This window comes from Phyllobacterium sp. CL33Tsu (genome assembly GCF_900113985.1).
Lineage (GTDB): Bacteria > Pseudomonadota > Alphaproteobacteria > Rhizobiales > Rhizobiaceae > Phyllobacterium > Phyllobacterium pellucidum.
In genome coordinates this window covers 166697-189143 of record NZ_FORJ01000001.1, presented here as the reverse complement: position 1 = coordinate 189143, position 22447 = coordinate 166697, and the positions used below count along the sequence as shown (strand labels likewise).

Genomic DNA, 22447 nt, shown 5'->3' with positions numbered 1-22447 from the left:
CTGGTGTGCCGCGATTCCGAATTGTCAGTTTATGTGTTGCGAGAAAGGATGGTGCGTTGGATTGTCATTTATAGAGCTTTCGCAAGTTCAGTGACCATCCCTCTTTTTTGCCTTGAGCATTAGCGTCCATCCCCAATCTCTTTTCTCCATGAAGTCACGGAGCCCATGACCAAGCAATGGTGCGGTAAGCCGATTTACTTTGTTGGATGTCAGCAGTCTTCTGAAGTGTTTGTGAGCGATTGGCGTAATCGAGAACAATGATTCTATTTCAAAATGCTTGCTTGCCAGCGAAGCCAATTCCGTGCGGTCCACCCACTTCCTGAGCTGGCCGGGTTGCTGGGTCGGCACCCTGCAGTAATTTTGCAGAACGGGACGATTTTGCGTCGCAAGGAAGAGGTGCCCGCCGGGCTTGAGCAGTTCCGCGAGACGCGCGAAGAATTGGTTCTGGTCAGCAACGTGAGACAGCACTTCGAGGCTGACCAGCACGTCAAAAGACATGGGTGCAAAATCGAGTTTGGCGAAGTCGCCGGCGACGAACTTTATTTGGGGCCAGCGCGTTCGTGATGCCGATAAAACCTCGTCGGAAATGTCCGTTCCGGTGACATTGCCAAACTTTGCCAGGGTTGGGCAGAACCAGCCGTTACCGCAGCCAACTTCGAGGATGTTGAGATCGCGTCGTCCCAACTCGACAAGCCATTCCTCGATAACCTGGGATTGCCGACGGGAAATTTCTCCTACATCGTGCTGACGATTTTCGGAGTTCCACTTATTCCAAAACGTGCGTTGTAGTTCGTCGCTCTGTTCCATAAACGAAGGATTGCAAGCTCTCTATGGTGGCGCAATGTAATACAAGGAGGTAACTCCATGTATTGATACGCAGCCTTTTCGGCTCGTCTAGATGCATTACACCAAACGGGTTTGCGAACCGCTGGATGGTGGGAGTACCCACGCTTTCCCGATGGGCGCCGATGTACCGGAGTGAAAACAGCCGGGCTCGGAGATCGAGGGAGCGCAACTTTGAGCCCGTACTGATGCTTGATGCTTATTTGCCTGATTGGCTTGCGGGGATATTCACAAAAGGTAGGTAAGCCCGACAGCCAAGGCTACGCCGACGAAAAACAACGCCCCGTACATCAAGGATGTTCGGAACTTGGGAGCTGGTCGTTTCTCGTTATATTCGTCATAGGCTTTCATACCCGTTTAACGTGTCTCAGCTTCGATCGTTCCGGGTCGAGCAGATTATCCCTTTCGACAGCCAATCCACTGGACAAGAACCCGAATTCGCAGCGTAACATCATACGCGTTCGGGAAGACAAGATCGTTGAGTGTCTGGAAACGTTAAGGGGCTGGCGGCGATGCCGCCGCTCCACGAGCATCTTGCTACGCACGGAAACAGCATCCAGAGCCTGCCACATCGAAAATAGTCGGAAGCGCGAAGGAGGAGGGGAAGAAGGTTCTCGTTCAACCCGGGAGCATCTGCGAAATAATGACTGCGACTGAAACCGCAAAAGCGAAAATGAGAAGATGACGCCACATCGGGGTGGTGTAGTGCGAATAGATTTCGTCTTCTTCGTCTTCGAACATTTCCGGCCTTTCTCCCATTTCAGCCGTGCCTATCAGTGCAATGTGAAGCCTGGATGTCAAGTTAATGCATTAATCTGAAGCCGCTCGATCGTTGAGGTATGATGGTCGACTAGTCCCTCCCGCCTTATAATCAACGCGGTGTCGGCGCAGAATGTTCCCGTGCATGGTGCAATCCGCCAAAACCCCTATATTGGCTTGCACCTCAGATTCGGGAAACTTCATGCCACACGATTTTCAAGCTGATATTGATGCCATTGCTCGCATCGATGCAGTTCCAACCATACTCGATGTCGTCTGCCGGACGACAGGCATGGGATTCGCGGCTGTCGCACGGGTGACCGAAGATCGCTGGATCGCCTGTCAGGTGCTCGACAATATTGCGTTTGGCTTGAAGCCCGGGGGCGAACTTGAGGTCAAGACCACGATCTGCGATGAAATTCGCGGCAGTGGCAAAGCCGTCGTTATTGACGAAGTCTCGCAGGATTTGGTTTATTCAACCCACCACACGCCGCAGATTTATGGCTTTCAAAGCTACATCTCGATGCCGATAACACTGCCGGACGGGACTTTTTTCGGCACGCTTTGCGCCATCGATCCAGCGCCGGCGCGCCTGAAGAATCCACAAGTGGTCGGCATGTTCAAGCTCTTCGCCGATTTGATTGCTTTCCATCTCGACGCCAATGACCGCCTTGCCAAAACCGAGGCTGCCCTGGTCGACGAACGGACGATCTCGGAATTTCGCGAACAGTTTGTCGCGGTCCTCGGTCACGACCTGCGCAATCCTGTTGCCTCGATCGATTCGGGCACGCGCCTGCTTCTGCGTACGCCACTCGACGAAAAGGCGGAAGCCATCGTCAAGTTGATCCGCGGCAGCGTTGTGCGCATGTCTGGCCTTATCGATAACGTTATGGACCTGGCGCGGGCTCGCCTCGGCAGCGGCGTCATGGTCGAGATCAAGCGCAATGCCGAATTAAAGCCCACGTTGACGCAGGTCGTCGATGAACTCGGGTCGGTCCGCCCCGATCGCGTCATCGAGACCAGCTTCGAATTCGATGATCCGATCCGCTGCGACCCTCTGCGGGTCGGCCAGCTTCTGTCAAATCTTCTTGGCAACGCCTTGGCCCACGGTTCCGAAGACGGGGCGATCCGCGTGGATGCCCGAACTACCTATGACGCATTTGAACTGTCGGTTACCAATCGCGGCGAGCCTATACCTGCGGAATCGGTCGACCAGCTGTTTCTGCCCTTCTTCCGCCATGGCGCCAAGACCGGCCAGCAGGGGCTTGGCCTCGGACTCTACATCGCGTCCGAAATCGCCAAGCTGCATGGCGGCGTCATCGAGGTCGATTCGAACGACGGGAAAACGCGCTTTACGTTCCGCATGCCGCTCGAAGCGTAGGGCCGGCAGCGAGGCGACGCTAAGTAACAGCGCAGGGTTAAGGTGAGGACGCCTTGCCCTCCCGCTTGCGGGGAGCGTCGCAAAGCAGCGACGCGGAGGGGCTTCGTGCGCCCGCGCCTCATTCGAAATACGCCGGTATCCGGCCTTGATTGAAGTTTGCTGGCGCCCCCTCCCTGTTTCGCTCAAACCGGTCAGGTGCGCCATATTCCGCTCAATGGTGCTCCAACACAGCAACGCAGGAATCAAGATCATTGGTGGCAAGGTGGGCGTAGCGCATGGTCATCTGCAGGGTCTGATGTCCAAGCCACATCTGCACGCGACGGATGTCGATACCGCCGCGAACCAGCCTCGAGGCGCAGGTATGGCGTAAGATGTGCGGGACGACCTGATCGTCGCGACCGAGTCCGACTTCGGCTTTTGCCTCATTCCAGATTGCCCGAAATCGCACCTGGCTGTGCATGGAGAACGGACCCTTCAGGCGCCCGCGGGGTATCAGCGTCGCTTCGCGAGCCCTGGAGGTGAGGGGAACGGTCCGGCTACGCCCGGATTTTGTCAGCCAGAAAGTCGAGCGGCTATCCTGCAGATCGTTCCATGAAAGGCCGATCGCCTCGCCGAGACGGCACCCGGTATCGACCAGAAACACGCTGAGGCGGTAACTGTCTTCGCAACGTGCCCGAATTGCAGAGAACAAGCGCTGTTCTTCTTCGAATTCGAGGAAGCGAATCCGCCCTTGCCGCTCTTTCTGGCGGCGAAACTCCGGCAGGTTGTAGATATCGCCCATCTTGCACGCTTTCCGCAGCAATTTGCTCAAGGCCGCCATCTTGCGATTGATGGTGGCATTGCTGTTTCCGCGTTCGCGCAAGGTTCCAATTACGAAATCGAGCATCTCCTGGCTGAATACGCTGAATCGCTCGCCGCCCACAATCTCGGCGATCTCGCCGAGAAATGATCGGACATTGACCTTATGCGATCCTTCATCCCAGAGAATGCCGATATATTGCGCGGTCAATTCCGCGAGCGTGTGATCCCGAACCAGTCGTCGCGTCTGGTGAGCGCTTGAGGAGTAGTGCAGATCATATTCGAACTGGACCGAAAAACGGGCGTCCTGCTGCGTGTCCAAGGGGGCGACTAGCATAATGATTGCGCTCTGAAACAATTTAGAAGCATCGGAAAAATATGCGGCAAGTTGTAGCCGCCAATCCGAAAAACGCAATCCCGGAACGTCTGCCCATTTAGGCTAATAGACTTCCGTATGATAAAGCGACAGGCTTTATCAGTTCTCAACCCAACGGGCTGCAGTTCGAGCATTTCCACGTCTCCTCGGTCCGCGACCGATCAGAAATCCTTTCTCTGAAAATTGCTGTGCGCCGAAGAATGCGAACGCTGAAAATTGCTGTTGCTTAGAATTGTTGGTTCAATTGGAAAAGCCGACGCCGGAAAAACCGGCGTCGGAAGTATTCAGGTCAGATGATTAGAAATTGCGCTGGAAGCGGATAATGCCCTGCACGGCATCCTCTTTCTCAACGAAGTAACTATCGTCAAAGTGTGTGTAGTTGACTTCTGGCGTAATCTTGAAGCCCGGCACGAGTTCGTAGCCGACGTTCAGAGCAGCAGCGATGCGACCCTCGTCTTCGTAGCCAACCTGCGCGTTGATGGTTGCCTTGTCGCTTGCCTTCACTGCTACACCGCCCCAGACGGCATAGTCGCCAAGCCAGGTGCCGTAGTAGTTACGCTCGGCTACAAAATTACCTTCAGCATCGGTATGAGAATCGCCCCAGCCGGACTGATAGCCACCCATCACCCAGGCAGAGATCATGTCGTTGACCTTAACGTCCAGTCGGATTTTCCCGGCGAACTCTTCAACGATTGAATCGTAGCCGCCAACGGCCGAGATGGCACCCCAGCCCTGCTCAAACTTCACACCTGCAACGATATGCGGAACATAATCATCGATGACGTATGAGCTGGTTGTAACTACATCTGTGTCATAGTCGATGGATTTGTAGCTGTCACCACCCTGTTCAAGGCCAACCATGGCCGAGAAGCCGTTGCCGCCAGCAAACGTATAGCTCACCTGGTTGGTGTTGTATGGACCTTCGGCAATGACGTCGTCGGAGATGATGTCGCCGAGATAGCCGGTCCAGGATGTGAACTGGGAGTCGACCGCGCCGACCCGGAAACCGCCGAGTTCGATATAGGCCTGATTTAGGTCAACTGTCTCTGAGTCGGCGCCGTTCTTGAAGTTGAAGCGGGTTTCGACGAATGACTTCAATGTACCGAGTTCGGTCTCGCTACGAGCGTCGAAGCGAAGATCAGCACGGGTCTTTTTGTCCCAAGTGCCACGCTCATAACCGGTATACGGATCATCGCCGCCCTTGGCATCGTAACGGACATAACCGCTGATCTTCAAGCAGGTCTCGGTTCCCGGAATGTAGAAGAAGCCTGCGCCGTAAGCGTCGCAAACGCGAACGTATTCGACAGGCTCTGGTTCGGCGACGACGATTGCATCGGCAGCACGTGCGCCGGTTACTGCGACGAGAGCCGCAGCGGAGCCGAGAAGAAGGCTCTTGATGTTCATTTCTGACCTCCAGTCAAGATTCGCTGGAGATCGGTGGAAAACGGTCGTTAGTGGCCGACTGTATTCGAAAACAGATTGACGATGAGAACGCCGGCAATGATGAGGGAAAGACCAATGATTGCAGGCATATCGAGGGCCTGGCGGTACCAGAACCAACCGACAGCTGCGATGAGAACGATGCCCGCGCCGGACCAGATCGCATAAACAATGCCAACCGGAATCGTCTTGATCGGAATCGACAGCAGGTAAAAGGCGAGGCTGTAGCCGACGACGCACACGAGCGAGGGCCACAGCCGCGTAAATCCGTCCGCCTGTTTCAGTGCGGATGTGGCGACCACTTCACAGACTATGGCAACAACGAGGTAGAGATATGTCATGTCAAATCACCATTGCGGAAGGAGCGGGCGGATTGCCGATTCGAATCGAGGAACGCCAAGAAAACCACCGGTTCATGGGCGATTCTCAAGCCAGGTAACGTCCCAATACCGGCATTCAAGGGCAAGATTTCATTAAAAAACCAGTTACCTCTATTAAGGAGTGGTAAAGATATTGGAGGGTGCGCGGCGATTTCGTGGCATTTGTGCAACAGCGATCTTGCATAGACGCTTTGGAACCCTTCCGGCGAGACTTTCATGGTTGAAACGCCAGCGCTGGCGAGTATGGTCAGTCGGGAGGAAGGGCGTTCATCGCATTTCTTCTTGGACTTAGGGGATGGGGACAGGTTGTCCTTCAGCCAAATTGGAATGCCCAGACCCATTTTTAACTTTGACTGGAGGTCAGAAATGAACATTAAGAGCCTTCTACTCGGCTCCGCTGCGGCCCTCGTCGCAGTAACCGGCGCGCGTGCTGCTGATGCAGTCGTTGTTGCCGAACCAGAGCCCGTCGAATACGTTCGCGTTTGCGACGCTTACGGCGCAGGCTTCTTCTACATTCCGGGGACCGAGACCTGCTTGAAGATCAGCGGTTATCTGCGTTACGACGCTGCTGGTGGCGACGATCCGTACAATGGTTCGAACGTTGGCGCCAACGACAACGAAACCTGGTACAAGCGCACCCGCGCTGAAGTCCGTTTCGACGCACGTTCGGAAACTGAACTCGGCACTCTGCGTTCCTACGCTCAGACCCGTTTCCAGTTCACCAACGGCAGTGACAACGGTGCTTCGCTTCCGCAGGCATTCATCGAACTCGGTGGTTTCCGCATCGGTGTCGCCGACGAAATCTTCGGTTCGTGGACCGGTTATGCTGGCAACATCATCAACGACGATGTGATCAACTACCAGTCGGGCACGACCAACCAGGTTAGCTACACCTTCGCAGGCGGCAACGGCTTCTCGGCCATCATCGCTGCTGAACAGGGCCAGAACGACTTCGGCAACTTCGGCTTTGACTACGTCATCGACGACTACATGCCGCACGTTCTTGCTGGTGCGAAGTGGGAGCAGGGCTGGGGCGGCATCTCCGGTGTTGTTGGTTATGACTCGGTTGTCGAAGACGTTGCTGTAAAGCTGCGTTTGGACCTCAAAGTCACCGACACCATCTCGCTCTTCGCAATGGGCGGTTATCAGTCTGACTACAGCGCACCGGACTTCGACACGACGACTGGCGTTGTAACCGGCGGCAACCAGAATTGGTTCGGCACCTGGGAAGGCGATTGGGCTGCTTGGGCAGGCTTCTCGGCTAAGCTCTCCGACAAGGCAACTCTTAACGGCCAGGGCGCATACGAAGAAGAAGGCACCTACGCTTTCGCTCTTAACGTAGCCTACGAACTGGTTCCTGGCTTCACGATCACGCCGGAAATCAACTACACCAAGTTCGACGGCGTTCGTAAGGACGTTGCTGAGTTCGACAACGGTAACGACGACGCATTCGGCGGTATCATCCGCTTCCAGCGTAACTTCTAATCCTTTACTGGATTGGTTGATAAAGACCCGGCGGCGCGAGCTGCCGGGTTTTCTTTGTTCATGGGCCGGTCGTCGTGTTGAAATGGCCATGAACATGGGGCAAGACATAGCTCCAGCCCACCGAGACTGAGAGAAAGCCTTAGGAATATGCGTACCATCAGGAGCTGGTTCTGGCCCGGTGTCATCACCGTCGCACTTCTGACGGTTCTTGCCGGCTGGTTCCTCACTGATCCAATCGACCAGCAACTCACGGATGCGGCCAATGCTGCGCTGAGCGCCGATAATTCCTGGGCGAGCGCCGATATTGACGGCCGCGATCTTACCTTGAAGGGTGTCGCTCCATCCGAAGAGGCGCTTGCGGCCGCTCTTGGGATCGCCGCAAGCACGCCCGGCGTGAGAACCATAGATAATCAGGCGACGCTTTTGCCCCTGGCCGAACCGTTTTCCTTCGTCATCACCAAATCCGACGACGGCATATTGCTGTCAGGGAACGTCCCCTTCGGCGATTCGCGCGCGCGAATTCTCGCGTCCGCCGAAAACGCCATGCCGGGCATTGAAATCCTCGACGAATTGGCCGTTGCGCGCGGCGCGCCGGAAGGTTTTCTCGATCTTGTCGACTTCGCATTGAGTCAGGCGGCGCAACTGACCAACGGAGAGGTGGAAATCTCGGGCAAGACCTATAGTATCAGCGGCACCGCGGCCAATGCCGCCGATTACGATGCAATCAACGCCGCCTTGCGCGCTCCCATTCCCGGTAATGGCAAGCCGGGCGAGATCAAGCTCGAGGCCGCGGTCAATACCAGCGGAGGCTAGAAACATGTGGTTCATGATCGGTCAGCTCTGGCTCTTCCTGTTGATTGCTGCTCTTGTCGGGTTCTATGTCGGTTGGTCTACATACGACCGGGGCCAATGATGCGAACCAGGGGATAGACAATGGTTGTATTTCTTCTCCAGTCATTGTTTCTCATTGCTGCAGCCTTTGTCATCGGCGCGATTTTAGGCAATCGTTTCAAGCGGATGTCACCGAAACGCGAATCCGTTTCTGAAGTATCCACACGCGCTGCCGATGCGCGCCTGGCAACAAGCTCCATTCTTCCGGCAAATGATGATGTGAGGCAGTCGGCGCGGGAGGCTGCCGCAATGATACCGCCAGCAGAACCCGTGCCGCCGGCGGAAGTCCCAGTGAGCGGCAAGCCGGCGCGCAAGACGGCCGCAAAGCGGGTGGCCGCGAAGACCGCTATCGAACGCCGATCCAATCCGAGACAGGACGACAGGCACCGGCCCGTTATGCTCAAGGCGGCGCGGCGCGGAAAACCCGACAAACTCACCGATATCGACGGCATTGGCACGGCCATACAATCGCGGCTTTTCGATATGGGGCTGTTTCATTTCGACCAGATTGCTGGCTGGTCGATTGAGGAAGCTGCGTGGGTGGGCGAGGAAATAGGATTTCCCGGCCGCGTGCAGAGGGAAGGGTGGATCAGACAGGCTGCGGCAAGGGTAAAGATGCCTGCGGCAGATCAACTGGCGAAGCCGAAACCAACAGCGCGGCGCAAGGCTGGAACGACCAAGCCCTCATAGACCGTTCAGGCAAGCGCGGTTTCGCGAAGGTCGATTCCAGCGGCAAAGGCTGCGATAAGTTCAGGCAAGCGTCCGGTTTCGAGCAAAGGCGCATGGCCTTGACCCGCCACATTGATGACCTGCATTGCGGGATGCCGGCGCGACATTTCCAGCACTGTTTCAGGTGTCAGCAGGCTGCTGTTTTCGCCGCGAATGACCAGGAGCGCCAGCTTTTCAAAGAGGTCGAACTGCTGCCAAAGGTCGGGCAGCTTCTTGTGGAAATCAATATTCGCCATGGTTTTCAGGAGGTTGAGATCGTAGTCCGGGCGAATGGTTCCGCGCTGCCTGCGATAGATCGCGCGCGCGAAGCGCATCCAGTCCGCTTCGGTCAGCGCCGGAAAGGCCGCTCCGTGCAGATTGCGCTGGCGCTCGATCGCCTCCGGCCAGGTGCGCGGATTGCGCGACTTGCGCAGATATTGAGTGATCTGGCGCAAGCCTTCAGGGGCAATTTCTGGCCCGATATCATTGAGGATGACACCGGCCAGCAACGTCGGCGCCACCGATGCCAGAATGTGGGTGATCAATCCTCCACGCGAGGTTCCGAGAAAGATTGCACGGTCCATGCCGAGCGAACCAAGACCTGCAATAATGTCATTGGCTTCGACGCCAATATTGTAGTGGGACCAGTCGCGATCATATGCGGACAGTCCGCGACCGCGATAGTCGAATGTTATGACCTGGCGCGGCGTGTCGGGATGCTGCGACAGAAGTGCTGCGACTTCGTGAAAGTCGCGGCTGTTGCGGGTGAGGCCGGCAAGGCACACGAGCGGCACCGCCCCGGCGCGCTCCAATCCATAAACCCGGCCATGGAGCTTCAGTCCATCGGGTGCATCGTAGCTGATCTCGCGATAGGCCTCGACCAAATTCAACCCCGCCGTCCGGCCGTGAGATCGCTCTCTATCTGCGCCTTGCCCGTCAACCGCGCCTTGTAGACTTCATAGTTCTCCATGACCCGCTGCACGTAGTTGCGAGTTTCGGTATAGGGAATGCGCTCGATCCAGTCGACGACTTCATCCACCGGCTTGCCACGCGGATCGCCATACCGCGCCACCCACTCGCTGGCGCGGCTCGGGCCGGCATTGTAGCCGGCAAAGGTAAGCACGTACGAACCATCGAACTTGGCGATCTGCTCGCCGAGGAATTTGGCGCCGAGCGTTGCATTATAGGCAGCATCCCCGGTCAAACGGTCCTTGGAGTAGGTCATGCCGGCGCGCTGGGCGACGCCCTTTGCGGTGCCCGGCAGCAACTGCAGCAGGCCGCGTGCCCCGGCGCTCGATACGGCAGTCGGGTTGAACTCGCTTTCCTGGCGGGCGATTGCATAGGCGAGGGCGGCACCGGAACCCGAAATATTGGCATTGCCTGGGATGGCGCCGACCGGATGCGACAGTGCACCGACGTCGATGCCGCGTTGCGCCGCGGTCTTGCCGACGCGCAGCGCCACGTAATGGTTGCCCTTGCGTTCGGCCATCACGGCGAGGAGAGCCAATTCGCCTGGGCTGTCGAGCTCCTGTGCAAGGCTGGAATAAAGAATCGCCGCCCGGGAATCATAGCCGGTATCCTCCAGCCTCTGTATGGCTCGCACGGCTTCGCGCTGGGCAAATCGAGAACGTTCTGCATCGGACGGCTTGGGATAGGGGAGTTGCAGCCCGGATTGCCCGAGCTTCGCGGCTGCAAGCTGCCCGTAAAATGTCGTGCCATAGCGCGATGCGCGTGCGTAATAATCGCGCGCGCTGCCTGCCGCGCCCGCTTCCGCGGCACGGCCCAGCCAGTAATAGGCGCGCGATGCCGACATCGGGCGCGAGGAAATCTCGGCGATGCGCGTGAAATGGCGCTGGGCCGTGTTGGGATCATTGAGGCCGCGCAATGCGTACCATCCGGCGTGGAACTCCGCTTCGGCGGCAACCGAAGGTGTTTCGGCGCTGTGCATTGCCGCCACGCGATAGGCGCGCTTGACGTCGCCCTGATCGAGAAGTTCGCGTGAAAGAACGCGCCGTTCCGTCCACCAGGCATCGGGGTCTACCAGCGCTGCGGCATCGCGCGGCGCGGTCGCCATTACATCGGCTGCCTCACGGAATTTTTCCTGGCGGCGCAAATATTGCGCCTTGGCGAAGATATAGGCCGCATTTGACGCCCACGCGCCATGAACGGCCGCAAGCTTCTGGCCCGCATCCGGTGATTTTTGCAGGACGGCTGCGAATGCCTGGAACAAGGATTCTGCGTTGGCCAGCTTGGCGACACGCCCGGCCGACTTTACCTTGCCCTCGTAAAGCATCGTCAGCATGCGCGTCAGATGGTCGTCGCGGGAAATGACCTGCGAAAACTCCTTGAGGATCATTGTCTCCTGCGTGTCTTCGAGCTTCTTGGTCCGCCAGAACGCGCCGAGGATTTGCCGGGCGCGCGGAGCATTGCCGCTCGCCACATAGGCGCGGGCGAGGATAACGACGCCCTCTGTCGTCTGCGGCGCGGTGTTGCCAAAGGCGTTGATGACGATCGAAGGCGCGGGATTTTCCTTATAGAGCGCCCGCTCCGAATTGTTGCGGAAGGTCGCCATGCCGGGCCAGCCGGGCAGTTCCTGCGCGGCATGGGCAATCTCCGAGCTTGGTATGCCCGGTGCGTTGGAAAGACCGATCGCCCAGGTGAGGATATGGCGGTCGAGCGCGTCAACGGGCAGGCCGTTGCGAATGCCGAGCGCACGCTGCGCGTCGCCGGCGGAGAGGGCGTCAAGCCCGCTCTTGAGACTGCCGGCAATCGCCGAGGGCTTCGATGGTTGGGTGATGCCGGCGGTGGTGACCGGATCGGGCCGGGCCAGTACCTGCGTTGTCGGGCTCACGCGCGTTTGCGTCGACGCGAACGGCTTCAATCCGGGAACCGGGACGGCTGCCGAAGGTACGGGTGTTTGGGCATGGGAAGCCGTCGCCACCAACGCAAGCGTGGACGCGAGAAGAACGTGACGCAAAACAGAAGTTCTCAGCATACAACTACCAGTTTTTTTGGAGCGGATCAGAGGGTCCCCCGGATCCGTGGAGACAATGAAGACGATAATAGTGGCGGACGTATGAAAGCACTCTTAACAAAGGGTTATCCGAGCCCGTTGCATTAAACCTATTGCAACTCATGCTAGCGGAGATATGCATCAACTTGATGTGTTTCATCAGGCAAATGAACTTGCTCCAGACGATCTGCGCGATTATGGTGCGCCACCTTTAGCCCCCGCATGGACGGGGGTAACCAACTGCCATCCCGGAGTTTCGCAATGCTGAAAGGCTCAATCACCGCTCTCGTAACGCCCTTCCTCGAGGATGGTTCGTTCGACGAGAAAGCCTTTCGCAGCTTCGTTTCCTGGCAGATCGCCGAGGGCACCAATGGCCTCGTCCCGGTTGGCACCACCGGTGAATCGCCGACGCTGTCGCACAGCGAACATAAGCGCGTGGTCGAGGTCTGCATCGAGGAAGCTGCAGGCAAGGTGCCGGTGATCGCCGGCGCCGGCTCCAACAACACCCGCGAAGCCATTGAACTCGCAGAGTTTTCGCAGAAGGCGGGGGCAGACGCCATTCTTGTGGTGACGCCCTATTACAACAAGCCGAACCAGCGCGGGCTTTACGCACATTACAAGGCGATTGCCGAGGCTGTAACGCTGCCGATCATCATCTATAACATTCCGGGCCGCTCGATCATCGACATGACGCCGGAGACGATGGGTCAGCTCGCATACGACTTCAAGAACATCAAGGGTGTGAAGGATGCGACCGGCAAGATCGAGCGCGTTTCCGAGCAACGCCTGACCTGCGGCAAGGAATTCATCCAGCTTTCCGGCGAGGATGCGACCGCGCTCGGCTTCAACGCGCATGGTGGCGTCGGCTGCATCTCGGTGACGTCCAATGTCGCGCCGCGCCTCTGTGCCGAATTCCAGGCGGCGACACTTGCCGGCGACTACGGCAAGGCAGTCGATTTGCAGGACCGGCTCCTGCCGCTGCACAAGGCTTTGTTCCTGGAGCCAAACCCGTCCGGCCCGAAATATGCGCTCGCCAAGCTCGGCAAGATCAAGAACGCATTGCGCTCGCCGCTCGTCGCGGTCGAGGCTGCAACCGCCGAGCGGATCGACAGGGCCATGCAACATGCCGGTTTGATCAACTGACAAATCAGTTGAAACGCACTATATAGCCTGCATGAACAAGCCGAAATCTGCGTCAAAACCCACGACGGCTCGCAAGATCATTGCCGAGAACCGTAAAGCGCGCTTCAACTTCGAGATTCTCGATACGCTCGAGGCTGGCCTCGTGCTTGCGGGTACGGAGGTCAAGTCGCTGCGCCGCAACCAGTCGAACATTGCCGAAAGCTATGCCAGCTTCGAGAACGGCGAGTTCTGGCTGATCAACAGCTATATTCCGGAGTATCTCGAGGCCAACCGCTTCAACCATGAGCCGCGGCGTCACCGCAAGCTGCTGATCAACAAGCGGGAAATGTCGCGGCTGGCGCAGTCTGTCGACCGCGAGGGCATGACGGTCGTTCCCCTGAAGCTCTATTTCAACGACCGCGGCCGGGCGAAGCTCGAGATCGCCGTCGCGCGCGGCAAGAAACTGCACGACAAGCGCGAGACCGAGAAACAGCGCGACTGGAACCGCGAGAAGTCCCGGCTCCTGCGCGATCGCGGCTGATACCTGCATGAGCGGTCGAAGATGGATCCTCGGGACAAGGGCCCGAGGATGACGGCGGGGTGCGTGCAGCGATCGAAGTCCTGAGAGGCATCGGCGGCGGGCTACAGCGACGGAGAGGGTTGTGCCGTTTGCCGGGGTAACGGAGACGTTGGAGCGTCGGGCGAAGGCTCACGACGGGCAAATCTCCGCCCGGCGCAGGTGGGTGGAGACATCCTCCGTTCCCCGCGGCCGTCATACTCGGGCTCGTCTCGAGGACCCAACTTCCTTACCGGCACCGCAATGAAGTCCGGGGCAACTGATCACTAGACCCATGAACGTGCGGCGCGCCAAATCTAAACCGGCCTGTTGTGCGGCTGGAATAGCCGTCCGCGTTCGGCGATAAGCACAAACACCAATCCGATCAGCGACAGGACGAAGAAGCCGGCGACAAGCGGCAGCGTCGTGCCGTTAAAGGCCTGGCCGATCACTGCTCCGACAACGCCGCCGCCGGCCGTACTCATGAAGCCGAGGACCGACGAGGCCGTGCCCGCCACGTGTCCCAGCGGTTCCATCGCCAGCGCGTTGAAATTCGAGCCGATCCAGCCGAACTGGAACATCGCCAGTGCGAATAGCAGCAGGTAAATCGGGAACGGCGTCGGATTTGGCCCAAGGATCGTCAACAGCAGCCAGAATCCATTGACGGCAAGGAACGAGAGGAGAGCGCCATGGGACAGGCGCCGCATGCCGAACCGGCCGACAAGGCGCGAATTCAGGAACGACGAAACGGCCATGGTCACGGCGACCGCTGAAAACGCGACCGGGAACCACACGCCAAGATCATAGATGCCGACATAGATCTGCTGGGCCGAATTGATGAAGCCGAACAGCGCGCCGAAGATGAATGAATTCGCCAGCGTGTAGCAAAGCGCGACGCGATTGGTGAGCACGATCCTGAAGCCTTGCAACACCGACTTTAGGGTAAAGGGGCGAACATCGGCCGGATCGAGCGTTTCCGGCAGGCGCAGGTAGACCCAGACCAGAACGGCGCTCGCGATCGCAGCCATGAAGATGAAGATGAGGTGCCAGTTGCCGAACAGCATGACTGTCTGGCCGGTTCCCGGCGCGATGACCGGGACGATCATGAACACCATCATGATGAGCGACATGACCTCCGCCATGCTGCGGCCGCCATAAACGTCGCGCACGATCGAAATGGTAATGACGCGCGTTGCTGCCGAACCAATGCCCTGCAGCAAACGGAACAATAGAAGCGACGTGAAAGTCGGCACGAACACGCAGGCGAGCGCCGAGCCGATATAGACGACGAGGCCGACGAACATCGGGACGCGGCGGCCGAAGCGGTCGGAGATCGGGCCATAGAACAATTGCGAAACGGCAAAACCCATCAGATAGGCCGAGATGACATATTGCCGATGATTTTCGCTGGCAACGCCGAGGCTCGCCCCAATCTGCTGCAGGCCGGGAAGCATGATGTCTATGGCAAGCGCATTGATCGCCATCAGCATCGCCATCATCGCGATGAATTCCGCTTTCCCCATTCCCCTCAGGCGGGCGGCGGAAGTGGTCGTCGAACTGTCCATGATCAAACCTGCAAATATCAACAAAGACAAAGGCGTCGGAGCGGCCGACGCCTTTCGAAACAAGGTACCGGGCAATCCCGGAACCGATTGGAACTATTGCGTAATCAGGCGGCCTTGGTAGCGACGCCCTTTTCGCTGAGGAGGTTTTGCAACTCGCCTGCCTGGAACATTTCGCGGATGATGTCGCAACCGCCGACAAATTCACCCTTCACATAAAGCTGCGGAATGGTCGGCCAGTTGGAATAGTCCTTGATGCCTTGGCGCAGTTCGTTGGATGAAAGAACGTTCACACCCTTATAGTCGACGCCGATATAGTCGAGAATCTGCACGACCTGGCCGGAAAAGCCGCATTGCGGAAAGCCGGGCGTGCCCTTCATGAAGAGAACGACATCGTTGCTCTTGACCTCACTGTCGATGAATTCATTGATACCGCTCATTTCGGCAACCTTTCACCCCAAGATGTGACGAATCGTCATTTCATGGTTCAATTGTTTTCGTTGTTTACAGATAGCGCTTCAATTTAGTCAAAACAAGGCTGGTGAGGGTGTCATATCGTATCATCATCGCTGCCGGCGTGCTTCTTGCCGCAATCGCGGCGGGATTAATTGCCCAACTTGGGCAATTGCGGCCGGCGACCGGCGTCAGGAGGTACTATGGTTTCGCTTCCTTTTGACCGCAAGGACCTGCCGGCCCCTTGCCGCACTGTCGACTTCGAGGGCAGCGGCAACATCGTCTGCGAAGTTGATCTGCGCTCCTACGAGGTCCGGCTTGGCCTCGATGGTGCGGATGGCAAGCCCTATGGCTCGCTCGCATCATTCATGGCGGGACAACCGGCCGCGGCGAAGCTCGTTCTCTCAATGAATGCCGGGATGTACGAGCCCGACATGAGGCCGGTTGGCCTTTACGTCGAGGAGGGGAAAGCGATTGCGCCTCTCAACACTGGAGAGGCTCCAGGCAATTTCTACTTGAAACCCAACGGCGTGTTCTTCGTCGCAAAAGATGGCACGGCCGGCGTTGTTTCGACCGAAGCCTACGGGAAGGCAGCCCCTGATGTTCGCATTGCCACGCAATCAGGGCCCATGCTCGTCATCGACGGGAAGGTGCACCCGCGCTTCGAACCGAACGGCACGTCGCGCTATGTCCGCAATGGCGTCGGTGTCCGCGATCCGAATACGATCGTACTGGCTATTTCCACGGAACCGGTCAGTCTCGGCCGCTTCGCGCGCCTTTTCAGGGATGAGCTTGGCTGCGCCAACGCTCTGTTCTTCGACGGGATGATTTCTGCCCTGTCAAACGACCGGAAGGTGTTGCTTGGAGGAACCGATCCGGTGGGACCGATTCTGGCAGTGTACGAAAAGTCTTAGTCCGGGGCGCTCGTCTGCAGGGCGAGGGCGTGCAGTACGCCCCCCATATTGCCCTTCAATGCGTCGTAAACCATCTGGTGCTGCTGCACGCGCGACTTGCCGCGAAAACTTTCCGCGACAACCTCGGCAGCATAGTGATCGCCGTCACCCGCGAGATCGCGGATCGTCACTTTTGCATCCGGAATGGCGTCTCGAATCATTTTCTCGATGTCGCGTGCATCCATTGCCATGCTGTTCTCTCCTCAAGCGGCCTGATTCTTATCGTCCACGTGACCGCTCATATAGTCAGGGAACCACGATTCGTGTGCTTGTGTCAGGTCTGACACAGATATGGAGAGCAGACCGCCGATCGTCAATGCGTTGCCGCCAACTGTCCCAAGCTTGCGGAACGGGAGACCGGAACCCTCGGCATTCAGGGTGATCATGTTTGCCATATCCGGGGCCACTGCAACGACGTAACGGGACTGATCTTCGCCGAACAGCAAGGCATGGGGCGCGCCATCGCCGATCTCGACCGTCGCACCCTTGCCAGAGGCCATGCACATTTCGGCCAATGCAATGGCGAGGCCGCCGTCCGACAGATCGTGGCAAGCGGTCAACTGGCCGTTGCGGATCGCCGAGCGGACGAAATTGCCGTTGCGCTTTTCGACGCCGAGATCGACTGCTGGCGCCGGACCGTCGGCGCGGCCATGCAGATCGCGCAGGTAGATCGATTGTCCGAGATGCGTGCCGTCGACGCCGAGCAGGATCAGCACGTCACCATCCTTCATGCCGCCGACCTTGGTGGTCTTCGTCCAATCTGGGATGAGCCCGACGCCGGCGATGGTCGGCGTCGGCAGGATCCCCTGGCCGTTGGTTTCATTATAGAGCGAGACATTGCCCGAAACGATCGGGAAGGAGAGGGCCCGGCAGGCCTCGCCGATGCCACCGATCGCCTTGACCAGCTGGCCCATGATCTCCGGCCGTTCCGGATTGCCGAAATTGAGGTTGTCGGTAGCGGCCAAAGGTTCGGCACCGACAGCGGTGAGATTGCGCCAGCATTCGGCCACCGCCTGCTTGCCGCCCTCGTAAGGATCGGCCTCCACATAGCGGGGCGTCACGTCGGAAGAAAATGCGAGCGCCTTGGTTCTATTGCCGTCGACACGAACAACGCCGGCATCGCCGCCGGGAACCTGCAGGGAATTGCCCTGAATCAGCGTATCATATTGCTCATAGACCCAGCGCCGCGACGAAAGATCGGGCGAGCCGACCAACTGCAGCAGCGCTGCGCCATAGTCTGCGACTTCCGGCACATTGGCAGCCGGCAGCGGTGCATGCTTGCCGGGTTCCATCCACGGGCGGTCATATTCCGGCGCCTGGTCGCCGAGGTCCTTGATCGGAAGGTTGGCGACTTCATGTCCGCCATGCAGGACACGGAAGCGCAGATCGTCTGTTGTGTAACCGACTATTGCAAAGTCGAGGCCCCATTTGCGGAAGATCGCTTCGGCCTCCTCTTCCTTTTCCGGGCGCAGCACCATGAGCATGCGCTCCTGGCTTTCTGAAAGCATCATCTCATAGGCGGTCATGCGCTCTTCGCGCACGGGAACGTTGTCGAGATTGAGCTCGATGCCGAGATCGCCCTTGGCGCCCATTTCAACAGCCGAGCACGTCAGACCGGCCGCGCCCATATCCTGGATGGCGATGACGGCGCCGGAGGCCATCAGTTCAAGCGATGCTTCGAGAAGGCACTTTTCCGTAAATGGATCGCCCACCTGCACGGTGGGGCGCTTTTCGTCGATCGATTCATCGAATTCCGCCGAGGCCATGGTCGCGCCGCCGACGCCGTCGCGGCCCGTCTTGGCGCCGAGATAGACGACGGGCAGGCCGACGCCCTCTGCCTTGGAATAGAAAATCGCATCGGTCTTGGCGAGGCCGGCCGCAAAGGCGTTGACCAGAATATTGCCATTATAGCGCGCGTCGAAATTGACCTCGCCCCCGACCGTCGGAACGCCGAACGAATTGCCGTAGCCGCCGACACCCTCGACGACGCCGGAAACGAGGTGGCGGGTCTTCGGATGGGTCGGGTCGCCGAAGCGCAGCGCATTCATCGCCGCGATCGGCCGCGCGCCCATGGTGAACACGTCGCGCAATATGCCACCGACGCCGGTCGCAGCGCCCTGGTATGGCTCGATATAGGAGGGGTGATTGTGGCTCTCCATCTTGAAGACCACGCATTCGCCGTCGCCGATATCGACCACGCCGGCGTTTTCGCCAGGGCCCTGGATGACCTGCGGTCCGGTGGTCGGCAAGGTGCGCAGCCACTTCTTGGAAGACTTGTACGAGCAGTGCTCGTTCCACATGGCGGAAAAGATGCCGAGCTCCGTAAATGTCGGCTCGCGTCCGATCAGATCGAGAATACGCTGGTATTCATCCGGCTTCAGCCCGTGCGAGGCAACGAGTTCCGGTGTAATCGGGCGGGTATCGGGATTTGTCATGGGTTCTGGAGCATCCTTGGCAAGGGGGGCGGCTTTCGGCCACTCTTTAACCTATGTAGTGCGGTCGCGCGACAGGAAAATAGCCCAAATCGACAAGGCCCCGGCATGCCCGAGACGACCTGCACTTGTTCGGGAGATGGGCCGCGCGTAACGTCATGTCGGATCATTTCATGGGGAGACAGGCATGACGTGCAGGCTTCAGGACAAGGTGGCGATCATATCCGGCGGCGCCACGGGAATGGGGGGAGCGGCGTCGAAGCTCTTCGCCGCCGAGGGCGCAAAAGTGGCCATCGTCGATCGCAACGAGGCGGCAGCCGCTGCAACCGTTGCCGAGATCAGTGCGGCGGGCGGCGAGGCCGCCTACTTCGTTGCCGATGTTTCGGATGAGGCTGAGGTGAACAGGGCCGTTGAAGCGACGTTCGAGCGCTTCGGCCCGATTACCGTATTGTTCAATCACGCCGGCACAATCGTCATCAAGCCGTTCCTTGAAACGACACTCGAGGAATGGGATTGGCTGCATGCGGTCAACGTGCGTTCCATGTATCTGATGACGAGGGCAGTAATCCCTCACATGCTCGAGGCCGGCGGCGGCTCGATCGTCTGCACCTCGTCGATCTCGGCGGTTGCCGCAACGCCGATGGAAGTGCTCTACGATACGACCAAGGGCGCGTGCCACATGTTCGCTCGCGCGATCGCCGTCGAGTTTCGCGACCGCAACATCCGCTGCAATGCGGTTTGCCCCGGCTTCATCCGCACCCCGCACGGCTTGCGCGAGGTGGATGAATTGCAAAAGCGCGGCGTCGATGTGTCGGACGCGGCCATGCAGGCGGCACAGGGCCGGATCGGCGAGCCGGAGGAGGTTGCGCGCGCGGCGCTGTTTCTTGCCAGCGACGAATCCTCCTTCATCACCGGTACGCATCTCTTCGTCGACAATGGATTTACAGCGATCTAGTCGACTGTGCTAAGCTTGCCGCGGGCACCTTAACAGCCGACTCTAGGGAGACGGACGATGACGGCTTACCTGATTGCTGACGTGAAGGTGACGGACGATAAATGGATACCGAAATACGCGGCGGCGGTGCATGACATAGCGCACAAGCACGGCGGCAAGTATCTGTCGCGCAGCGGCAATATTACCTTGCTGGAGGGAAAGCCGCTCGACACGACGTTGATTGCGATCATCGAGTTTCCTTCGACCGAGGCGGCCGAAGCCTTCGCCAGCGATCCGGAATATGCGCCCTATGCGAGTGCGCGGCAGTCAGGCAGCGAGAGCCGCTTCCGCATCATCGACGATACGGATCTTGCCGGGAGCATCCCCTATCTGCCGAAGGGGTGATTCTCCAATCAGGCTATGCAGCGATGGCGTCGAGGTGTTTCCGCACCTCGGCGAACACGCTCTTGAACATGGCTTCGGTCAGGCGGCCGGTGTTGGTGTTGTAGCGCGAGCAGTGATAGCTCGAGAAAATCTGGACATTGCCAATCTCGGCTCTGCCGCCATGGCTGAATGGATGGGCGGACACCGGCTGCTTCAGCGCACGAATTGTCGATTGGTGCGCAATGGTGCCGAGCGTCACTATGGCGCGCAGACCGGCAAATTGTTCGATGGTCGGGGTCAGGAAGCGGCGGCAATTGCTGATCTCGCCGCCGACGGGCTTGTTCTCCGGCGGAACGCAGCGCACCGCATTGGTGATGGCCGTATCGATCAGTTGCAATCCATCGTCCGGCCGCGCCGCAAAGGTGCCGCGGGAAAATCCGAACTCGCTTAGCGTTCCATAAAGAAGGTCACCGGCGTAATCGCCCGTGAAGGGCCGGCCCGTACGATTGGCGCCGCGCAGGCCAGGCGCCAGGCCGATTATAAGCAGACGAACGGATTGAGCACCACCGGCCGGCAGGAACGTCGGAACGGGCGCGTTGTGCCACCCCGGTTCCTTGTCCCGCCAAGCGGCGATGAAATCATGCAGACGCGTGCAAATAGGGCAGTCCGGAGAAGGCTCCGGACCCGTCAATTCTGCGATCAATAATCGACCTGTTCTTCTTCGACGCGGCGTGGTGTGCGTTCGGAAGGCTCGCGGCCGATTTCTGCACGCAGCGACACAAGGTCGATGAAGTGATCGGCCTGGCGGCGCAGTTCGTCGGAGATCATCGGCGGCTGCGTCGAGAGCGTCGATACGACGCTGACCTTGCGGCCCTTGCGCTGCAGCGCTTCGACGAGGGAGCGGAAGTCGCCATCGCCGGAGAAGATGACGAAATGGTCTACCGTGTCCGTCAGTTGCATGGCATCGACGGCAAGTTCGATGTCCATGTTGCCCTTGATCTTGCGGCGGCCCGCAGAGTCGGTGAATTCCTTCGCCGGCTTCGTTACAACCTTATATCCATTGTAGTCGAGCCAATCGATCAGCGGACGGATCGAAGAATATTCCTGATCCTCAACCAGTGCAGTGTAGTAATACGCACGAAGCAGGTAGCCGCGCTTGTGGAAAGCAGCGAGCAGCTTGCGATAATCTATATCGAAGCCGAGTACCTTGGAAGCCGCGTAGAGATTTGCACCGTCAATGAACAAGACGATCTTTTCTCGTGGATCAAACATAATAACGTTCCATTTCAAAAATCTAAGCTTAACTTCAAATCAGCTTGCTTATAATAGAGCCCGATCTGAACTTAATACGAAAGTAGGATATTTAGTACGTCGGGTCGAGGCAAAAGCCAATAGGTTCGTTGATATTTTGTCGAGGTTTCCGCCGACATGCGGTGATTGGCCCACGGCGCGAAGCTGTAAATTGCGCGAAAGCGTCAATATGCATCGGTGGCTTTTGCTTGTTTTTTGCGTTCATCCGCGTTATGTGCGGAGCAATCCGCTAATTCAGAGAAAAATGAAAGGGGCAGTTTATGGCCCGTGTCACTGTTGAAGATTGCGTTGACAAGGTTGAGAACCGGTTCGAACTCGTTCTCCTCGCCAGTCACCGCGCGCGCCTGATTTCCCAGGGCGCAGCGATCACGATCGATCGCGACAACGATAAGAATCCCGTGGTAGCCCTGCGTGAAATCGCCGATGAGACCCTTTCGCCGGGCGATCTTAAAGAAGATCTGATCCATTCCCTGCAGAAGCATGTCGAAGTGGATGAGCCAGAAGCTGTTGCGGTACCGCAGGTGACTGCCGGCGACAATGTGGCAGCCGATGTCGATGCCGACAGCGAGGCAGAAGACAACATCTCCTTCGACTCCATGTCGGAAGAGGAACTGCTGGCCGGAATCGAGGGTCTCGTGGCCCCGGAAAAGAGCGACGACTACTAAG

The 22447-nt window shown here is 58.3% G+C and carries 24 protein-coding genes; 10 read left to right on the top strand and 14 right to left on the bottom strand.

Translation table 11 applies throughout. The features are described from left to right. Positions 1–87: 87 nt before the first annotated feature. Complete coding sequence (locus tag BM074_RS01030) at positions 88–807, bottom strand: class I SAM-dependent methyltransferase (RefSeq protein WP_091919154.1); 720 nt, start codon at positions 805–807, stop codon at positions 88–90. A 654-nt stretch (positions 808–1461) separates the two neighbouring features. After that, positions 1462–1584 (bottom strand): hypothetical protein, encoded by a 123-nt coding sequence (locus BM074_RS23400; protein WP_255453098.1) that lies wholly within the window; start codon positions 1582–1584, stop codon positions 1462–1464. A 220-nt stretch (positions 1585–1804) separates the two neighbouring features. Between BM074_RS23400 and BM074_RS01025 the strand changes: the two genes are divergently transcribed. Beyond that, entirely contained in the window at positions 1805–2983 is a 1179-nt protein-coding gene (locus BM074_RS01025) for a GAF domain-containing sensor histidine kinase (RefSeq protein WP_091919152.1), read from the top strand. A 211-nt stretch (positions 2984–3194) separates the two neighbouring features. Here the strand turns inward: BM074_RS01025 and BM074_RS01020 are convergent, their stop codons facing one another. The 4 genes from BM074_RS01020 to BM074_RS01005 all read right to left on the bottom strand — a co-directional run bounded on the left by BM074_RS01020 (position 3195) and on the right by BM074_RS01005 (position 6351). Next, positions 3195–4118, bottom strand: a complete 924-nt coding sequence (locus tag BM074_RS01020; RefSeq protein WP_051614787.1) for a tyrosine-type recombinase/integrase — start codon at positions 4116–4118, stop codon at positions 3195–3197. A gap of 336 nt (positions 4119–4454) precedes the next feature. Next, on the bottom strand, positions 4455–5561 hold the full coding sequence (locus BM074_RS01015; RefSeq protein WP_091919150.1) for a porin: 1107 nt from the start codon (positions 5559–5561) through the stop codon (positions 4455–4457). Between the two features lie 47 nt (positions 5562–5608). Continuing rightward, complete coding sequence (locus tag BM074_RS01010; protein ID WP_027229879.1) at positions 5609–5938, bottom strand: DMT family transporter; 330 nt, start codon at positions 5936–5938, stop codon at positions 5609–5611. Further along, positions 5935–6351, bottom strand: coding sequence for a hypothetical protein (locus BM074_RS01005; RefSeq protein ID WP_091919148.1), 417 nt, complete (start codon positions 6349–6351; stop codon positions 5935–5937). The genes BM074_RS01010 and BM074_RS01005 overlap by 4 nt, the downstream gene beginning before the upstream one ends. Here BM074_RS01005 and BM074_RS01000 point away from each other — a divergent pair. The 3 genes from BM074_RS01000 to BM074_RS00990 all read left to right on the top strand — a co-directional run bounded on the left by BM074_RS01000 (position 6344) and on the right by BM074_RS00990 (position 9043). Next, the gene (locus BM074_RS01000) at positions 6344–7462 is read left to right on the top strand and encodes a porin (RefSeq protein WP_027229877.1); all 1119 of its coding nucleotides are present in this window, start codon (positions 6344–6346) and stop codon (positions 7460–7462) included. The genes BM074_RS01005 and BM074_RS01000 overlap by 8 nt on opposite strands. A gap of 147 nt (positions 7463–7609) precedes the next feature. Continuing rightward, complete coding sequence (locus BM074_RS00995; RefSeq protein ID WP_027229876.1) at positions 7610–8275, top strand: BON domain-containing protein; 666 nt, start codon at positions 7610–7612, stop codon at positions 8273–8275. Positions 8276–8395: 120 nt separating this feature from the next. After that, positions 8396–9043 carry a hypothetical protein gene (locus tag BM074_RS00990; RefSeq protein ID WP_091919146.1) on the top strand — a complete coding sequence of 216 codons (648 nt, stop codon included), beginning with the start codon at positions 8396–8398 and terminating at the stop codon, positions 9041–9043. Between the two features lie 5 nt (positions 9044–9048). Here BM074_RS00990 and BM074_RS00985 read toward each other — a convergent pair whose 3' ends face one another. Continuing rightward, entirely contained in the window at positions 9049–9951 is a 903-nt protein-coding gene (locus BM074_RS00985; RefSeq protein ID WP_244532704.1) for an alpha/beta fold hydrolase, read from the bottom strand. Further along, the gene (locus BM074_RS00980; RefSeq protein ID WP_091919141.1) at positions 9948–12056 is read right to left on the bottom strand and encodes a lytic transglycosylase domain-containing protein; all 2109 of its coding nucleotides are present in this window, start codon (positions 12054–12056) and stop codon (positions 9948–9950) included. The genes BM074_RS00985 and BM074_RS00980 overlap by 4 nt, the downstream gene beginning before the upstream one ends. 279 nt (positions 12057–12335) lie before the next feature. On the opposite strand from BM074_RS00980, the gene dapA reads away from it, so the two are divergent. Together dapA and smpB are read left to right on the top strand one after the other, a co-directional pair. After that, positions 12336–13217 (top strand): 4-hydroxy-tetrahydrodipicolinate synthase, encoded by an 882-nt coding sequence (gene dapA / locus BM074_RS00975; protein ID WP_091919139.1) that lies wholly within the window; start codon positions 12336–12338, stop codon positions 13215–13217. A gap of 31 nt (positions 13218–13248) precedes the next feature. After that, positions 13249–13737 carry an SsrA-binding protein SmpB gene (smpB, locus tag BM074_RS00970; RefSeq protein ID WP_027229872.1) on the top strand — a complete coding sequence of 163 codons (489 nt, stop codon included), beginning with the start codon at positions 13249–13251 and terminating at the stop codon, positions 13735–13737. A gap of 332 nt (positions 13738–14069) precedes the next feature. On the opposite strand, the gene BM074_RS00965 is transcribed toward smpB, so the two are convergent. Further along, on the bottom strand, positions 14070–15275 hold the full coding sequence (locus BM074_RS00965; RefSeq protein WP_091919137.1) for a multidrug effflux MFS transporter: 1206 nt from the start codon (positions 15273–15275) through the stop codon (positions 14070–14072). Positions 15276–15421: 146 nt separating this feature from the next. Continuing rightward, positions 15422–15754 (bottom strand): Grx4 family monothiol glutaredoxin, encoded by a 333-nt coding sequence (gene grxD, locus BM074_RS00955; protein WP_027229870.1) that lies wholly within the window; start codon positions 15752–15754, stop codon positions 15422–15424. 216 nt (positions 15755–15970) lie between these two features. On the opposite strand from grxD, the gene BM074_RS00950 reads away from it, so the two are divergent. Beyond that, entirely contained in the window at positions 15971–16681 is a 711-nt protein-coding gene (locus BM074_RS00950; protein ID WP_091919133.1) for a phosphodiester glycosidase family protein, read from the top strand. On the opposite strand, the gene BM074_RS00945 is transcribed toward BM074_RS00950, so the two are convergent. Together BM074_RS00945 and purL are read right to left on the bottom strand one after the other, a co-directional pair. After that, complete coding sequence (locus BM074_RS00945) at positions 16678–16911, bottom strand: BolA/IbaG family iron-sulfur metabolism protein (RefSeq protein ID WP_027229868.1); 234 nt, start codon at positions 16909–16911, stop codon at positions 16678–16680. The genes BM074_RS00950 and BM074_RS00945 overlap by 4 nt on opposite strands. 12 nt (positions 16912–16923) lie before the next feature. After that, positions 16924–19155 (bottom strand): phosphoribosylformylglycinamidine synthase subunit PurL, encoded by a 2232-nt coding sequence (gene purL, locus BM074_RS00940; protein ID WP_091919131.1) that lies wholly within the window; start codon positions 19153–19155, stop codon positions 16924–16926. A 184-nt stretch (positions 19156–19339) separates the two neighbouring features. Here purL and BM074_RS00935 point away from each other — a divergent pair, with 184 nt between their 5' ends. Next, positions 19340–20107 carry an SDR family NAD(P)-dependent oxidoreductase gene (locus tag BM074_RS00935; protein WP_091919130.1) on the top strand — a complete coding sequence of 256 codons (768 nt, stop codon included), beginning with the start codon at positions 19340–19342 and terminating at the stop codon, positions 20105–20107. A gap of 57 nt (positions 20108–20164) precedes the next feature. Continuing rightward, positions 20165–20491, top strand: a complete 327-nt coding sequence (locus tag BM074_RS00930; protein WP_027229865.1) for a DUF1330 domain-containing protein — start codon at positions 20165–20167, stop codon at positions 20489–20491. A 13-nt stretch (positions 20492–20504) separates the two neighbouring features. On the opposite strand, the gene BM074_RS00925 is transcribed toward BM074_RS00930, so the two are convergent. Together BM074_RS00925 and BM074_RS00920 are read right to left on the bottom strand one after the other, a co-directional pair. Continuing rightward, positions 20505–21170, bottom strand: coding sequence for a uracil-DNA glycosylase (locus BM074_RS00925; protein ID WP_091921346.1), 666 nt, complete (start codon positions 21168–21170; stop codon positions 20505–20507). Beyond that, positions 21170–21742, bottom strand: coding sequence for a LabA-like NYN domain-containing protein (locus tag BM074_RS00920; protein ID WP_027229863.1), 573 nt, complete (start codon positions 21740–21742; stop codon positions 21170–21172). The genes BM074_RS00925 and BM074_RS00920 overlap by 1 nt, the downstream gene beginning before the upstream one ends. Positions 21743–22041: 299 nt before the next feature. Here BM074_RS00920 and rpoZ point away from each other — a divergent pair, with 299 nt between their 5' ends. Next, the gene (rpoZ, locus tag BM074_RS00915) at positions 22042–22446 is read left to right on the top strand and encodes a DNA-directed RNA polymerase subunit omega (protein ID WP_091919128.1); all 405 of its coding nucleotides are present in this window, start codon (positions 22042–22044) and stop codon (positions 22444–22446) included. Position 22447 lies beyond the last annotated feature (1 nt).